The 16,867-nt window shown below is 38.6% G+C and carries 12 protein-coding genes and 1 pseudogene; 4 read left to right on the top strand and 9 right to left on the bottom strand.

Annotation, left to right across the window (positions count from 1 at the left end; all coding sequences use genetic code 11):
• Window positions 1-54 precede the first annotated feature (54 nt).
• A complete protein-coding gene (locus tag IGL15_RS12450; RefSeq protein WP_002332379.1) occupies window positions 55-912 on the bottom strand; it encodes an RluA family pseudouridine synthase in 858 nt (285 codons plus the stop codon).
• Between the two features lie 210 nt (window positions 913-1,122).
• Here IGL15_RS12450 and IGL15_RS12445 point away from each other — a divergent pair, with 210 nt between their 5' ends.
• Window positions 1,123-3,294 carry a PBP1A family penicillin-binding protein gene (locus IGL15_RS12445; RefSeq protein ID WP_104765665.1) on the top strand — a complete coding sequence of 724 codons (2,172 nt, stop codon included), beginning with the start codon at window positions 1,123-1,125 and terminating at the stop codon, window positions 3,292-3,294.
• A gap of 67 nt (window positions 3,295-3,361) precedes the next feature.
• A complete protein-coding gene (locus tag IGL15_RS12440) occupies window positions 3,362-3,703 on the top strand; it encodes a YlbF family regulator (RefSeq protein WP_002285994.1) in 342 nt (113 codons plus the stop codon).
• Window positions 3,704-3,980: 277 nt separating this feature from the next.
• Here the strand turns inward: IGL15_RS12440 and IGL15_RS12435 are convergent, their stop codons facing one another.
• From IGL15_RS12435 to IGL15_RS12405, 7 genes are all read right to left on the bottom strand, one after another.
• Window positions 3,981-5,735, bottom strand: a complete 1,755-nt coding sequence (locus tag IGL15_RS12435; RefSeq protein ID WP_104765666.1) for an ABC transporter ATP-binding protein — start codon at window positions 5,733-5,735, stop codon at window positions 3,981-3,983.
• Between the two features lie 10 nt (window positions 5,736-5,745).
• A complete protein-coding gene (locus tag IGL15_RS12430) occupies window positions 5,746-6,582 on the bottom strand; it encodes a sugar phosphate isomerase/epimerase family protein (RefSeq protein WP_104765667.1) in 837 nt (278 codons plus the stop codon).
• A gap of 1 nt (window position 6,583) precedes the next feature.
• Entirely contained in the window at window positions 6,584-7,267 is a 684-nt protein-coding gene (locus IGL15_RS12425; protein WP_002294493.1) for a rhamnogalacturonan acetylesterase, read from the bottom strand.
• Window positions 7,268-7,425: 158 nt separating this feature from the next.
• A complete protein-coding gene (uxaC, locus tag IGL15_RS12420; protein WP_002286000.1) occupies window positions 7,426-8,820 on the bottom strand; it encodes a glucuronate isomerase in 1,395 nt (464 codons plus the stop codon).
• 38 nt (window positions 8,821-8,858) lie between these two features.
• The gene (locus tag IGL15_RS12415) at window positions 8,859-10,358 is read right to left on the bottom strand and encodes a UxaA family hydrolase (protein WP_104765668.1); all 1,500 of its coding nucleotides are present in this window, start codon (window positions 10,356-10,358) and stop codon (window positions 8,859-8,861) included.
• Window positions 10,351-11,772 (bottom strand): tagaturonate reductase, encoded by a 1,422-nt coding sequence (locus tag IGL15_RS12410; protein WP_104765669.1) that lies wholly within the window; start codon window positions 11,770-11,772, stop codon window positions 10,351-10,353. The genes IGL15_RS12415 and IGL15_RS12410 overlap by 8 nt, the downstream gene beginning before the upstream one ends.
• 59 nt (window positions 11,773-11,831) lie before the next feature.
• Window positions 11,832-12,824, bottom strand: coding sequence for a LacI family DNA-binding transcriptional regulator (locus IGL15_RS12405; RefSeq protein WP_002332384.1), 993 nt, complete (start codon window positions 12,822-12,824; stop codon window positions 11,832-11,834).
• A gap of 231 nt (window positions 12,825-13,055) precedes the next feature.
• Between IGL15_RS12405 and IGL15_RS12400 the strand changes: the two are divergent.
• Window positions 13,056-13,470, top strand: a pseudogene (locus tag IGL15_RS12400) (AraC family transcriptional regulator); the annotation flags it as partial.
• 6 nt (window positions 13,471-13,476) lie between these two features.
• Here IGL15_RS12400 and IGL15_RS12395 read toward each other — a convergent pair.
• A complete protein-coding gene (locus IGL15_RS12395; protein WP_000222572.1) occupies window positions 13,477-14,430 on the bottom strand; it encodes an IS30 family transposase in 954 nt (317 codons plus the stop codon).
• 172 nt (window positions 14,431-14,602) lie between these two features.
• Here IGL15_RS12395 and IGL15_RS12390 point away from each other — a divergent pair, with 172 nt between their 5' ends.
• Window positions 14,603-16,321, top strand: a complete 1,719-nt coding sequence (locus IGL15_RS12390; protein WP_438767831.1) for a helix-turn-helix domain-containing protein — start codon at window positions 14,603-14,605, stop codon at window positions 16,319-16,321.
• Window positions 16,322-16,867 lie beyond the last annotated feature (546 nt).

Here is a 16,867-nt window from a genome sequence, read left to right as displayed (position 1 = left end):
AAAAGAACAGAGTCTTATCATTATCTGCTGATAAGACTCTGTTCTTTTTTATTTCTATTCCCATAATCCAGGTAAAGCTTTACCGACTATTTTTTCTTGAGTAAATGGATGGATCATGTGCAGTTCTAATGCATGGAGCATCAGTCGTTCAGCAGTTCTATTTTGGTAGAGAGGGTCTCCAACGATCGGATGTCCCTTATGAGCTAAATGAACTCTGATCTGGTGTGTACGTCCGGTTTCCAAAACACAATAGACTTGTGTTTGTTCAGAAAGTACTTTGTTGACAGTGACATGTGTCAAGGCGCTCTGACCATTTTTATCATCTACGACCCTTTTTCTCCGATCATGGCGATCTCGTCCAATTTTATTGGTGATGGTCATATCTTTGGCAATTTCTCCCCATACGATGGCTTGATATCTCCGATAGATCATTTTTTGTTCCAACATTCTTCCAAGTATCGGCAAGACAAATGGATTTTTTGCAAATAAAACGGCACCGCTTGTTTCTTTGTCCAAGCGATGGACAACGTAAGGTCGTTGCTGTTTAGTGTCGAGATAAGCAGCTAAATGATTGAGCAAGGTACTGTTTTCTGTCGGTTCATTTGGATGAGTCTTCATTCCTGCAGGCTTATCCACTATAATCAAATGCTCATCTTCATATAAAACGCGGATGTGCGCCGCATCTCCAAGCTGGACTTCTTGATAATTATAATCTGTTTCTTCGAATAACAATGTGACCTGGTCATTGCCCTTTACTTCATGATGGAACAAAGCAGGTTGTTGATTGATCCAAACGTTTTTACGTATACGCAAAAAATGTCGAACCTTTCTAGGGACTAACCATTCCTTTTCAAGCAAGTCGCGAATCGTTGTTTCAGGATGGTTCATAGGTAAAGTGATCGTGATTTTCACAAGTGTACTCCTTTCAGTGCAATTGCAGACTAATTGTACCATTTTTAAAACATATTTAAGAAAAAACTTACATTTTTCTGTTCATTCTTATGTTACTCTGCTTGCACTAACGTAAAAAAACATATTGAACTACAACTTAAGCAGGAAGAAAACACTCTTTCACTATGGTAAAATAAGACGATTGAATCGAATAGACAGGAGAAGAAGCAAATGGATTTTCAAAGCATTTTAGAAAAGATAAAAGCTGCTTTGATCAGTTTTTGGCGTTGGATCAGACCATATCTCGGACAATTACATCGATGGCGAAAGCGCATCTGGAAAAAATATCATGTGAACAAATTGATTTTGCTGATTGGTTTGATCTGTGTCTTAGTGACAAGTATCTACCTCTTTATTTTAGCAAAACAAGCAAATGTCGAAACGTTAAAATCAGGATTAAGCCAATCGACAGTCATTTATGATAAGAAAAACGAAGAAGCTGGCACACTGTACGCCCAAAAAGGAACATATGTAGAATTAAACGCGATTTCTCCCTATATCCAAGATGCAGTAATCTCGACAGAAGATAGGAATTTTTACGAGCATCACGGGTTTGATATCAAAGGGATTGCCCGTGCAGCAGTCCGAATGGTCTTGTCTGGCGGAACATCAGGGGGCGGAGGAAGTACGATCACTCAGCAGCTTGCCAAAAATGCGTATCTGACATTAGACCAAACGTTTGATCGAAAAGCGAAGGAATTATTTTTGGCAATCGAGATCGAAAAGAAGTACAGCAAAGAAGAAATCTTGACCATGTATCTTAACAATGCCTATTTTGGCAACGGGGTATGGGGTGTCCAAGACGCTTCCAGAAAGTATTTTGGAGTAGATGCAACGAATGTTACGCTGTCTGAGGCTGCTACTTTGGCAGGAATGCTGAAAGGTCCTGGTATTTATAATCCGATCGATCACCCAGAAAATGCGAATGATCGGAAAAACACAGTACTAAGTGTAATGGAAGAAAACGGAAAAATAACAAAAGAACAAGAACAAGCAGAAAGCCAGACAGATATCAGCGCGTATCTTAATGACACATACGATAATTCAGATTCTGGTTATCGTTATCCTTATTATTTTGATGCAGTGATCGATGAAGCAGTTAACGAGTATGGTCTTGATGAAGAAGATGTCATGAATAAAGGCTATAAAATCTATACAGCTTTAGATCAGGATTATCAAAAGCAATTAGAAGCTACTTATCAAAACAGTGCATTATTCCCAGCAAATGCTTCAGATGGTGCCATGGTCCAATCTGCTTCAGTAGCTTTAGATCCGAATACAGGTGGTGTACAAGCACTAGTAGGACGAAGAGGAGATCATGTCTTTAGAGGATTCAGCTTTGCTACACAGATGCGTCGTTCACCTGGATCAACGATCAAACCATTAAGCGTATATACACCAGCACTGGAAGCTGGATACAAGCCTTCCAGTATCTTGAAAGACGAACCGCAAAGTTATTACGATGCGCATAATTTTGACGGGACATACCAAGGAGAAGTACCGATGTATCAAGCTGTTGCACAAAGTTTGAATTTGCCTGCTGTATGGCTTTTGCATGAGATCGGTTTACAAAAAGGATATGATAAAGCAGAAGAATTCGGCCTGCCTTTAGCAAAATCTGATAAGTATTATGGCTTAGCCCTTGGTGGACTGGAAAAAGGAGTATCTCCATTGATCATGGCGGGTGCTTACAGTGCATTTGCCAATGATGGTCAGATGTATACGCCGCATCTTATCACGAAAATCGTTGATTCGACTGGAGCGGTGATCGTCGATAACACAAACAAAAAACCAAAACAGGTCATATCAAAGGAAACAGCCGATGAAATGACCAGCATGCTTCTTGGTACATTTTCAAATGGAACAGCGGCTGCTGCGAATCCTGCAGGTTATACGATAGCAGGGAAAACAGGAACCACAGAAACTAATTTCGATGCCACAAAAGCAAATGACCAATGGATGATCGGTTACACGCCAGACGTAGTGATTTCGACATGGATGGGTTACGAAGAATCCAGCAAGCTGCACTATTTGGAAGGGACAAGTGGAAATGTTGTCGGGAAAGTCTTCAAATCAGCGGCAGAAGGCATCCTTCCGTATACTTCAAAAACAGGATTTAGTGTAGCAGATGCCTATGCCACAGGAGGACAAGTGGTAGCTGCAGATCAAGTTGGAAACACAGGAAATTCTAATGGAGAGTCTGGAAATTGGCAAGATAACTTGAATCAATATGGTGAACAAGCAAAAGAAGGGCTGAAAAACTTCGGCGATATGGTGAAAGAAGGCGTTCAGGGAATTGGTGAAGCGGCTAAAGACCTCTGGCGGAAATATCAAGGAGAGTAGACCCTTTGAAAACGAATAACCCCATGTTACAATAGAGAGTAACTACTAAAAGAAAAGAGGGCATAACATGTCAAACATCTACGATAGCGCGAATCAAATCGAACGTGAGATCCGTGAATTACCAGAATTCAAAGCGTTGAAAGAAGCGTACGAGAAAGTACAAGCAAACGAAGAAGCACACAAACTGTTCAAAGACTTCCAAGCGATGCAAATCGAATTACAAGAAAAACAAATGAGTGGACAAGAATTCAGCGACGAAGATGCAATGAAAGCACAAGAAATGGCTGTGAAAATCCAATCAGAAGAAGTAATCAATGACTTGATGCAAAAAGAGCAAGGCTTCAGTACAATCATCAATGACTTGAACCGTATCATCATGACACCAGTTCGCGACCTTTACAGCGAATAAAACTATTTTATGAAACAACAGAGGGTGTGAAAGAGACGTTCGGCCTTGAGCGATGACAAAATTGCTTCTTATTGCCGATAGGCTATCTCTTGAACACCGTTTACCAAGAGGTCGTGAGCCTACCGTTTAGCTCTGAGTTACAAGGAACAATTTCAAAAAAACAGCTTCTCATGTTTGATGACTATTGTGACTTGTGACCGAGGAGTTGGCAGGAGAACACCTTTTATTCAAAAATAGGAGCTACGACAAAAGTCTTGTCATAGCTCCTATTTTTTTGTCATTCATTTTTCAAGCGATAGAAATAGCCTTTTTGAGCTAACAGTTCTTCGTAAGTACCTATTTCAACGATTTTTCCTTCATCGATCACAACGATTTTATCTGCCTCTTTGATCGTTGAAAGCCGATGAGCCACAATAAAAGTAGTGGGTGTTTCTGTCAGGTAATTCAGGGCCTGCTGGATTTTTTTCTCTGACTGGTTATCTAAAGCTGAGGTTGCTTCATCTAGCAAAATGATTTTTGGCTGACGTATCAACGCTCGTGCAATGGAGATACGTTGCTTTTGGCCACCAGACAGCTTGTTGCCATGTTCGCCTACTAAGGTATCCAGACCATCAGGAAGCTGGTCAATCAGTGAAGAAAGTTGCGCAGCTTCGATGACTTCATCTAAACGTTCTTTTGATACGTTTTTCAAGCCATAAGTGATGTTCTCTTTGATCGAAGCGGAGAACAACAAAGTGGTTTGAGGAACAACGGCTAAATAATTACGCACACTTCGCATATCCAATTCATCCAAAGGCTGATTATCTAGGAAAATCCTCCCTGAAGACGGCTGGATAAATCCAATCAATAAGTTAAGGAGTGTAGATTTTCCAGAACCAGATGGCCCAACAAAAGCAATTGTTTCTCCAGTTTTCACCTCTAGAGAAAAATGATCGATAATCGGCTTGAGTGAGTCCGGGTAATGAAAAGAAACATCCTCAAAACGAAAATTTCCATCCAAATGTTGGATTTTTTTCTTACCGTGATAAGTTTCTACATCGCCAGCAATCAACAGTTCGCCAATAGAAGTGATAGATTCCATGCCTTTTGAAATCGTAGGAATCAGCGTGATCATTCCAGAAACGGAATTGACGATCGTCGTGAAATACGTCTGATACATAACGACATCGCCGGGTTGGATGCGCCCTTGTAAAGCTAATATCCCAGTGAAAATCAAACAAATCAGCTGAAATATCTGAAAACTAGCCCAGCTGACTGATCCGAAAACAGATTGCAGGATATCTAAGTGGAATCCTTTTTCATAGATTTGAGTAAAATGCTTATTTAAGCGAGTTGTTTCGTGTTTTTCTAACCCATGAGCTCGAGCAATCGGTGCTAATTCGATCACTTCGATCACTTTTGCAGAAGTCTCTTCCATTTCTTGCCTGAAGTCTGAGTTGGACTGTCTGATCCTTTTACGGAAAAAGAGAGTAACGAATGCGGCGAGAGGAACAGTCAATAAGAAAAATATGAAAACAACAGGACTTTTATAAAGCGTGATACCTAAAGCTACTAATAAATTGACAGCGATATTTAATCCGCTGACAAATACTTGAGAGGACAACGTTTGGATAGCTTCTACATCACGGATGATCTTTGACTGGATCCGGCCAGATTGCAATTCTTTTTGATAAGGAATAGAAAGTTCTTGGATTTTCTTGATAAGGGTCGCTCTTAGTCCAGCTTCTACTTGACGGATCGAAGTGCTATGGTATTTTACATGAAAATAATTCGTCAATATATTTTGACCAATCAGACAAGCCATCAAAAAAGCGTTGAAATAAATGGCCTGCAACTGAGAAGAATCTTTCGATGAAGCTGCATTGATTACATTGGCAATAGCGATCGGCATTAACCAAGATGGAAGATGTTTGATAATAAAAAAGAGTCCTGACATGGCAAAACGCCAATAATTTCCCTGATAAAGATGCAGCAATGTCTGAAAAGCATTTGCATGATATTTTTGATAACTTTTCTGTATTCGTTCCTCCATAATCTTCTCCTTAACAATCTTGGTAAATAAACTGCAAGTGTTCTATTGCTTCAGGAACATAAATCTCAGGAGTAGCTTCAAGAGTGGCGTACATTAGAGGACGCTCATATTTGATATAATGCAGTACCGGGCGGAAATCTAAACAGCCCTTGCCAACAGGTACCATGCGGATCTTTCCATTTTCCATGATATAGTCTTTGAGATGAAGCGCTGTAATATAACCATGTAAATTGTCCAAGGCACCTCGGATCACTTTTTCCTGATCAGCATGATTTTCTTTATGCATCAAATTCGCACAATCTAAAATGATTTTTAAATTTGGTGAAGCTACTTCATCGATTAAAGGTTTAGCTAACTGATAGTTATAGATTGGATGATTGATCCCTGCTTCAACAGCAACAGTTACGCCAAAATTTTCTGCATGAACGACTAATTCAATGATAGAATTTCTGGCGATCTGATAAGCTTCTTCAGTAAAATTTTCTTTTGTGTAACCGACAGAGACACTACCGGTTTCCGTAGCAATCATCTTGGCTTGATAGGCAGAGCACAGAGCAATTTGCTGTTTGAAAGTTGCCAATGCTTGTGCACGAACTTCTTGATTTTTGCTGGATAGGTTGATATAGCATCCTAAAATGGAAAGTTCGATATTGTTTTTTTGGAAGTATTCACCAAAATAGGCAGCACTCCCAAGTGTCATGTCAGTTAATTTAAGTTGTTCAGGAAATGCTTTTTGTGGTGCAAATTGGATATGGGACAAGTGAAGCTGTGATACTTTTTGAACGATTTCTTCACGATTTCGAACATCTAGATCATGGGCACGGATGCCTAAATTTAATGGAAACATCTCAAACTCCTTTTTGTAAATAATTAGCAAGAGGCAGACGGGATTCTTTTATCAATTCAACAATTATTCGGGCAACTTTATCAGCGCCTTCTGGACTAAAGTGGGTATTGTCCTTTAGTCCTTCTGGGTAATTTTTACAAGTATCAGGCATAAGATGCAGGTAGAATTTTTTTGTCTCTTCTTTTGAGAAGGTCTGGAACAATTCTTGTGATCTTGAGAACACATCTAAAAGAGGAATATGGTGTTTCTCAGCAAATGCACGCATCGCTTTTGGATAGTCTCCAAGTATATCTGGATTCAATGTTCCGTTTTCTAAGTAATCTCGTCGCGTCACAGATGTCAGTAAGACCATTTGGACGTTCGCTTTTTTTGCGCATTCAAAAAATATCTGCAGATTTTTTAAATAGCTACCGAAGGGAAGCGTACCTCTTTCTTCTTGGATTTTCTGGTCGTTATGTCCAAATTGTACAAATAAGAAATCATTCGGCTGAAACTGTGAAGCTAGACGGGCTAACCTTCCTTCCTGGATAAATGATTTGGTGCTGCGTCCATTCTTTGCTTGGTTATTGATCTGGATCTCGGGTGAAAAATAAGCAGAGATTTTTTCTCCCCAACCTGTCTCGGGACGCTTGTTTTCATCTTTTTCTGCCGCAGTAGAATCACCGGCAATATGGATAGTAGGCATGTTATCTCTTCTTTCATAAAGGTTTATAGGCAATGAAGCAGAACAGCAAGAGAAGAAGACGGAGCAAATTTGGTCCGTCTTCTTCTCTAAAACGTGGATAAACGAATTCCGTTATTTCGCTATCCTGTTTTTGATTCGTTACTGTTACTATTAATCAATTAGGCAAAAAAGCCAAAGTAATTTTTAGCATTTGTATAACTAATCGCTTGAACTAGACTTCCTAAAAGTTGTTCATCTTCAGGTGCTTCTCCTCGCATGACCATTTCGCCTAAAAATTCACAAAGAACACGACGGAAATATTCATGTCTAGTGTAGGACAGGAAACTTCTTGAATCTGTCAGCATGCCGACAAAATTCCCCAAAGCACTACCATCAGCAAATTGTGTCAATTGATCGCGCATACCAGCTCGAGTATCGTTGTACCACCATCCAGAACCTAACTGCAGTTTTCCATTCTGTTCTTTTTGGAAACAGCCCATCAAAGCTAAAATCGCAGGATAGTCATTCGGATTCAATGAATAAAGGATCGTCTTTGGCAACTGATCCGTTTCTTCTGCACGATTCAATAATTTTTGCAGAGGAATAGTCAAAGAAAGATCATTCATTCCATCATAGCCGGTATCGGGCCCTAATTTTTCCAACATTTGTGTATTACAGTTACGATAAGCATGGATGTGCAGCTGCATCGTCCAATTATGAGAATGATAGAAGTGGGTCAAATGTATCAGTGTTTCTGTACGATAAGCATCGATTTCATCTGAAGATAATAGTTTGTTAGCTCGTGCTTTTTGAAAAATCTCTTCTAATACTGTTTCATCCGCTTCTTTATAGCGTAAGATGTCTAAAGCGTGGTCGGAAACACGACATCCATGTTGATGGAAGTATTCTATCCGCTGCCCTAAGACTTCTATCAGTTCTTGATAGGTGGTGATCGTTTGGTCAGCTGCTTCTTCCAGTAGTGTGACCCATGCATTAAATCCTTCTTTTTCAATATTGAGTGCTTTATCTGGACGGAATGAAGGGAGAACCTTCAAATCTGGTTCTTCATGAGCAAGCAACTGATGATAGTGCAAGTCGTCTGCGGGATCATCTGTTGTACAAATCACTTCTACATTCGATTTTTTTGCGATTTCCCGACGGCGAAAATCAGGAGCTGCTAAAATTTCATTTGCTTGTGTCCAAATTTTCTCTGCATTTTCTTCATTTATCAACAAGTCAATACCGAAGAAACGCTTCAATTCAAGATGTGACCAACTGTAAAGCGGATTTCCGATAATTTTTGGTACGGTTTGACACCAAGCTAAAAATTTTTCAAAATCAGAAGCATTTCCTGTGATTTTTTCTTCAGGCACGCCACAAGCTCGCATCAAGCGCCATTTGTAATGATCGCCTCCCAGCCAAGCTTCTGTCAGATTGCTGAAATTGTTGTTTTCGTAAATTTCTTTTGGATCTAAGTGACAGTGATAATCAATAATGGGCATGTTTTTTGCGTAGGAATGGTAAAGCTTTTTCGCCCAATCGTCTTTTAATAAAAAATCATCAGATAAAAACATAAATCTTCCTTCTTTCTTTTTATACTGTTTTATGAAAATCAAAGTGTTACTCCGTTTTTAAAAATGGCAATTTCTCGAACGTCATTTTGTTCATTTTTCGTTTCTTCTCCACTAGCTACAGCGATGATTTTTTGAACAAACGATTCTAAGATTACTTCCATTGGTTGTTCTAATAAGACGCCTGCATTAAAATCCATCCAATGACCTTTACGTTCAAAAAGAGTCGTATTTGTAGATACCTTGACCGTTGGGACATATGAGCCAAACGGAGTTCCTCTTCCTGTGGTAAACAAGACCAACTGGCAATCGGATGAAGCAAGAGCAGAAGCAGCTACAAGATCATTTCCGGGAGCTTGCAACAAGCTAAGCCCTGGTTTTCTGATTTTCTCGCCATATTGCAGCACATCAACGACAGGAGAGTTTCCTGATTTTTGTGTGCAGCCTAATGATTTGTCTTCTAATGTAGTGATTCCACCTGTTTTATTGCCAGGAGATGGGTTTTCGTAAACTGGTTCCCCGTAAGACAAGAAATACTGTTTGAAGTCATTGATCAAGTCAACGATTGAGTCAAAAACTTCTTCATTTTCCGCTCGTGCCATCAATACTTGTTCTGCACCAAACATTTCTGGCACTTCTGTTAAGATCGTGCTGCCTCCTTGAGCAATCAAGTAGTCAGAAAATGCACCAAGTAAAGGATTAGCAGTTATTCCCGATAGACCATCAGAACCGCCGCATTTCAAACCGACATTCAACTTAGAGAGTGGGACTGGTATGCGCTGGTCATTTTCCGCCGCTGTTAAAAGCTCTTCTAATAGAGCCACACCTTGTTCGATCTCATCGTAAACATCTTGAGCCACTAGAAATTTCACTCGTTCTTCATCATATTCACCTAAAATTTTTTTGAATTCAGGAACTGTATTGTTCTCACAACCTAATCCAAATACTAAAACTCCTCCGGCATTGGGATGATTTACTGCGTCCGCTAAAATTTCTCGAGTATTTTGATGATCTTTTCCAAGCTGCGAACAGCCATAAGGATGCTTTAAAATCGTAATATGGTCAAACTGTCCCAGATCTGGATGTTTTTCCTTGAACTGTTTGACGATCAGTTCAGCAATGCCATTCACACACCCAACGGTAGGTACTAAAAACAAATCATTACGAATCCCTACTTTTCCATTTTTTCGCAAGTAACCTTGAAATGTTCGGTTCTCAAAAGGGTAATGACTTGGATGGACATCTTTTTCATATCGATAATCCAATTCACCAGAAAGATTGGTTTTTACATTATGAATGTGCAGCCATTGACCGGCAGTTACGTCTGTCGTCACATGACCGATTGGATAGCCATATTTGATCACGTTGTCTCCAGCTTTCAAATCACCCAATGCAATCTTATGTCCTTGCGGGATATCTTCAAGAGTGGTGATCGTTTGCTGATCAATCGTCAGTTGTGTTTGTTTTGGAATAGGTGTTAATGCGACGACCACACTGTCTCGTCGATTTAATTTCATTGTTGGTTGAAGGGTTTCAAGCATGGACCATCGTTCCTTTCATTTCTTGTAATACTGACCGGACACCTTTTTGATCGATCTTTGCAGCTATTTCTTGAACTGTATCTGTCACATTCGGTATTTGAGACAAATCTTCTCCCCAAAGCGCAGCGTTTTGCAATAATCGAGGAATAGCTGTTCCATTATCAGACCAAGCATCAGTAAATTCGCTTATCGTCTTTTCATCATCATGTGGCTTTACTTGATCGCCTCGATACATAAGAAGTAGCGCAGCTAGTGAAACAGTGATTAACGGTGGTACCTGATTTTGTTCTTCGATATACTTCTTGAACACTGGAAGCAGACGGGTGCTGAACTTTGAAACACTATTTAATGAAATCGCTTCTAATTTGTGATGGGCAAAAGGATTCAAGAAACGTTCTTTGATTTGGTCAGCATAAATGGCTAATTCATCTTTAGGTAAAGAAAGCATAGGAATCAATTCTAGATTGAATAACTGATCAACATATGCGGAGAATAAAGGATCTTTCATTACTTCTTCTACAGTTTCCAATTCCGCCAACAAAGCAAGAGGGACCATCGCTGTATGCGGTCCATTAAGCAAATGCACCTTACGTTCACGATAAGGAGTCATATCATCTGTGATGATGACATTCAAGCCAGCCTGTTTGAATGGTAGTTGATTCTCCAATTCTTTAGGCCCTTCGATCACCCAAAGCATGAATGGTTCTGCTTTGACTATCAATTGATCTTCATAGTTATGCCGTTGATTGAAAACACCTGCATCTTCGCGAGGATAACCTGGGACGATGCGATCAACTAAACTACAACAGAAAACATTTTCTTTTTCTAACCACTCAACAAAAGCAGGTTCTAAATCCCATTTTTCTGCGTAGCGTAAAATGATTTCTTTTAGACGTTCGCCGTTTCTGTCAATCAGTTCGCAAGGAATGATGGTAAAGCCAGCTTTGTTTAATTTGAAACGTCGGTATAAAAAGGCTGTCAGTTTGCCCGGGAAGCTCTGTGGGGGAGTATCTGTTAAATTATCAGTCTCCACGAATTGGATTCCTGCCTCTGTTGTATTGGAGACGATATAGGCCAAGTCGTCATTTTCTGCTAGAGATAGATAAGCATCCCATTCATCATAAGGATTGATCATTTGTTCTACTACGGTGATAATCTCGGAAGTATCAACGATTTCGCCATTGCTGAGTCCTTGTAAAATGACCGTATATAAATTGTCTTGCTGGTTCATCATATTCCCAAGACCTTGTTCTAAAGGTTGAATGATTGCAACATTACCTTTAAACAATTGTTGGTTATTCAGCTGCTGAATCTGCCAATCAATAAATCCACGCATAAAATTGCCTTCGCCAAACTGAAGAACTTTTACGGGTGCTTCGTTTTTTTTCACTAATTCTTTTGTCAGTTTTTTCATATAAACTTCCTTTCTGTGTTATGCACACGTTAACATTTTTATATAAAATTACTTGTAGTTTACAAGTAATTGATCGACTCACGAAGCATCAACAAGGTGGAGAGCTCAATTTTAGATTGTTCGATCGTCCTGCCTTCGATCAAATCTAGTAAAAGCTTTGTTCCTTCTTGACACATTTCTTTCAAAGGCTTACGTACGGTGGTAAGCGGCGGATTGAGATAGGAGACGACTGGAGAATCATCGAACCCGATCAGAGAAATGTTCTGGGGAACACGGAGGCCAGCTAAATGTACAGCTCTCAATGCACCAATCGCTATGTCGTCGTTGCCGCAAAAAACCAGAGTAGGCAGGTCAGAAAGTGATAATAGGTATTCCATGTTTTGGAGGCCGCTTTCTAAGCTGTAATCTCCTGTTAAAAAATAGGCTGGATTGACAGGGATGCTCGCTTTTTTTAGACTTTTCAATACCCCTTTTTCCCGTTCTTTTGTCGAACGAAAATTTTTCTTTCCGCCAATATAAGCGATCTTCGTATGTCCGCATCCAATACCGTAATCTACTGCCTGCATAACACCGGCCGCATCATCGGCAGTGACGTTGATAACCGCTGGATCATTGATGTGACGATTGACAACAACGAAAGGAAATTTTTTTTCTTTGAGATAGTCGATGAAAGGCTGATCATCATCACTTTGACTCATAACGATCAGTCCATCGTAGCGTTGCAGGTTGATTTCTGTTAAATCAACAACATCGATACTTTCAACAGATAAACTGTAATTTGTGTCTAATACTGAATGGATGCCTGCAATGGAATCTGCTAGGAAATTTGATGAAGTTCCTTTATGCAAACTTGAGAAAAATAGTCCGATTAGATATTTTTTTTGATTCACTAAACCTTTTGCACTATAGTTTGGCGAATAATTCATTTCCTTAGCTAGTTGTCGTATTTTTTGTTTTGTTTCATTTTTTATTAAACTGCTGTTATTCAAAGCACGAGAAACTGTCGTATGAGAAACGCCAGCTGCTTTAGCGATATCTTTGATCGTTACCATTCCATCATTTTCCTTACTTTTTCACTTTTTGTTAACGCATTCATCATATTACGATAACTACGATAAGTCAATAGATCTTTGATATGAAAAGATTGCACACGTTAAAAATTACTTGGATTTTTATTTTTAATTATGCTATTCTTGAAAGCGGGGAATGCTCATTTAATTAGATGAGTATCAATTTTACAGAAAAATGAAAGCCTTTTATTTTAAAAGGAGGAGAGGAAGAAAATGAAGAAAAGTACAGTATTTTATAAAATATTTTTACCGATGTTTTTATTAGGAGCCGTACTTGTCATAGGATTTAGTTTATTCATTTACCAGAATACCTATGAATCGATCGAATCGAGTTATTTAACAGACAAAAAGAATTTGCTCAGGCAAGTTAAAACTAACGTTGAATGGAAAATTAGAACGATTGAATATTCGTTTTCTACGTATGGTTCGACCAAAAATTTCTCGGACATATTCAAGCATCCGCTGACATATACAGATTACTCCACTTATTCTGAAATCAGGAAAGAACTAAATTTTATAGAAACGATTGTTATGGATGATAATAATTATGATTTAGTCAGTTTGGCTGGTAAATGGGGAGTAATCAATGGATCGTTGAGTCAACTGACCGAAGAGGAAGTTATTATTTGTCAAATTAAGCGAGACAAAACTTTCCATTTACGTAACTCAAAAAAACTTCTAATGGTGTTTGGTAATTTAGTGATTTTCTAGGGATATGGTTTCTTTTGGACGCAACGGATGAGATGAATCCTTGATTGACTTGGTTGAATTCCATTTCTTTTGGTAGTCCATCTTTTCGGAGGAGTCCGTTTGAATGTTCATTTAATCCCCGTTGGGAAGGCGTTCCTGGGTCTGCGAAATAAATATCAATATCATTCGTATTACTAATACTTTTCCAATTAGAGAATTCTTTTCCACAATCAAAGGTAATTGATTTGAAAAGATTTTTGGGTACGGATTGAAGCCATTCATTAATCGAATTTTCAATATCAACTGCCTTACGGCCTTCTGGTTTCAAGGCGATAATGGCTTTTGAAAGTCGCTCAACGAGTGTGATGACGGCACTTTTATGGTGGATGCCGACAATCGTATCACCCTCTAAATGTCCAAATTCTTCTTCGAAAACGACATAATCTTTTTTACGTTCAGAAATATTTCTTTTGAATGCCTGTTTTCCACGTTTTTCCTTATAACCATTTGGTTTTCGTTTTCCTTGCATCGGTAAATGTAAAACATTGAATTCTCCCGTCTTAAACCGGCGATAGAGGGTACTTACTGAACAAGAGAAGGTTCGCTCTGCACGGCCAATAATGACGTCTGGGGTCCAACCTTCAGTTGATCTTTTTTCAATGTATTCTTTTTCCTCAGCAGGAAAAATGATTTCGGTTCTCCCACAACGTCGCTTATTTTCTTTGTATTGTTCAAAGTATTCAAGTGCTGTTCCACCACATTTGAGAAAGTTATAGACATTGTAAATTGTTTGGCGTCCACGTTTAAGCTGCTTCGCAACGATAGCAACCGGAGTTTCTTGATGAAAATATGCTTCTATCATTACAAGCTCGTTTGGTGTAAGATGGGTATAAGTCATTTATGTTCACTCTCCTTGTATGCTTTAGCGGGTATTACAATTTGAGTGTAACATAAATGGCTTTTTTATTTGTCTCGCTTAATTATACAAACGGCGAGTTGAAAAGTATCAACAGAAGTACATAAATTACAAAAATAATTTATTTTGGCAAAAGAAAAACAAAGGAATCGAAATGGTGATTACTTTGCCAATGTTTGAAAAAGAAAAATATGCATTGGGAATTGCTACGATAGAGAAACATACAATAGAACAAGTTGTTGGTGAAAGTGGAGAAGACATACTTTCTATTGAAAACGAAGTTGGCAACCTTTTTACTACTCAGACAGTAAAAAATAAAGAGCAACCAACTGTATTAACGGACGTGGATCTAGATTACAATCAGCTGAAAGTGATAAGAGAAAAAGATAAAACGTATATAGTACTGAAATCAGATTATAATAATTGGATTTACAGATTAGAAGTTGACTCTAGTGCAATTGGCGCAATGATCCGCAATCTGAGAATCGGGCTAGTTGCAGTGTCTTTAACACTGGTAGGATTCATTGGTCTTCTGTCCTACTTATTTTCGGACAGATTTGCCCGTCCGATTTCTCAAATACAGGAACGTCTGAATCTTAAATCAAAAGGATTCAGTGGGAAAGAACTAGATTTGGTCGCTCAATCAGTCAGTCGGATCATAGGAGAAAAAGAAGCGTTAAGTGCACACTTAGTTACCCAAAAGCCACAGCTGGAAACGCTATTTGTACTTAGTTTATTTAGAAATCGAGTAGAAAGGCGAGAACTAGATCAGCGGTTGCAGCAATTTGGATATAGTTCTCAAAATGACTGTTATTACACAGCTTTGGTACAAATCGATCTGTTAGAAGATAGTCACGGTGGGGAGCGTGATTTGCTACTTTTAGCGATCAACAACATGATCACGGAAATTGTGCCAAAGGAAAATCGAATGCTGCCGATCGTTTTGAATGAAGAAATGCAAGCCACTATTTATCGAATGGATAAAGATGATGCAGAAGCAAGCAAAAAAGTCATGGAGTATTGCCGACTCATTCAAAAACGTGTAAAAGAATACTTGAATTTAACTATCAGTATAGGCATCAGTAACCGGTTCGAAACGCTGAATGAAAGCAAGCAATCGGTTAATCGGGCAAAAGAAGCCCTGTATTATCGTGTAAATACTGGTCCAAGTTCAATTATTTTTTATCAGGAAATCGTTCCTGCTGCTCATGAAAAAACACTTATTAGATATCCGATAGAAGAACAAAATCGATTGTTTGAAGCCATTCGTTCTGGAAATCAGGAAGTGAAGAATTTAGTACATGAATTGATTGATGCATTGTTTGCACAAAATAAAAATCCTTTGAGTCGGGAAGTAGTTTCGGTCCGCTTGATCAATGAACTCGTTCAATTAGGACAGTTATTGGGAGTAGATTCAAAAAACTTTGATAACATGAAACAAATTTATGTAAAAGCACTGAACAATTATCATCCCAAAGAACTAGAAAAACTTGTTTTAGAACAATTAGTTCTGCCAATCACAGAATGCTCTCAAGCAATCACTGATCATGAATTTAAAAATTTGTCGGAGAATATTATGCATATCGTCTACACAGAATATGATCGTGATCTGTCTTTAGATGTGATCGCTGATAGGTTGCATTATAACCCTAACTATTTAAGTAATGTATTTAAAAAGGAAACAGGAGAAAAATTTGGTGATTTTGTTCAAAATCATCGTTTAGAGGTAGCGAAAAAATGGTTGAAAGAGACTAACCTCTCCGTAAAAGAGATTGCAGAAAGATTGCAATATCGAAATCCGCAAAATTTTATTCGTTTCTTTAAAAAGAAGGAGTCGATTACGCCGGGAGAATATCGAAAAAAATATTTGTGAATCAAGAGGCTGTTTTTCTTGTGATCTGATTCAAGCAATAAAAGAGGACAGCAAAAAACAGCACTTCATGTTTTGCTGCTGGCTGATTTTATTGCCGCAGAATCAACAAGATAAACGCCGTTTAATCAAGAGGCTGTTTTTCTTGTGGACTGATTCAAGCAATAAAAGAAGTTAGAATAACCCTAGTATTTGTATTTATGGATAGTTAAATTTCAAGGCTAAGCACGCAAAAAGAACTGTGACAAAAGTCTTGTCACAGTTCTTTTTTACGAATAAATGGCGTTCAAGAGACAGCCTATCGACAATAAGGCATAATTTTGTGAAATATGGGAAGCTATTTTTCAAAATCGCTTCTTATTGCTCCTGTGGGTTACTCGTCGCAATGTTTGTGAGAGTTTTTATCATCGCTCAAGGCTGAACGTCTCTTTCACAACCTCTGATACACGGTGTTCCAGGAGTAGATTCTTCGAAAAATAAGCCGAAATTTCACAAAAATTTAAGAAGCAATTTTCGTAAATGCCTTCTTATTTCTTGAAGCTGACCACT

The sequence above is a fragment of the Enterococcus sp. DIV0436a genome, assembly GCF_051711605.1.
In the GTDB taxonomy this organism is placed as follows: domain Bacteria; phylum Bacillota; class Bacilli; order Lactobacillales; family Enterococcaceae; genus Enterococcus_B; species Enterococcus_B faecium.
This window is presented reverse-complemented; position numbering and strand designations above follow the sequence as displayed.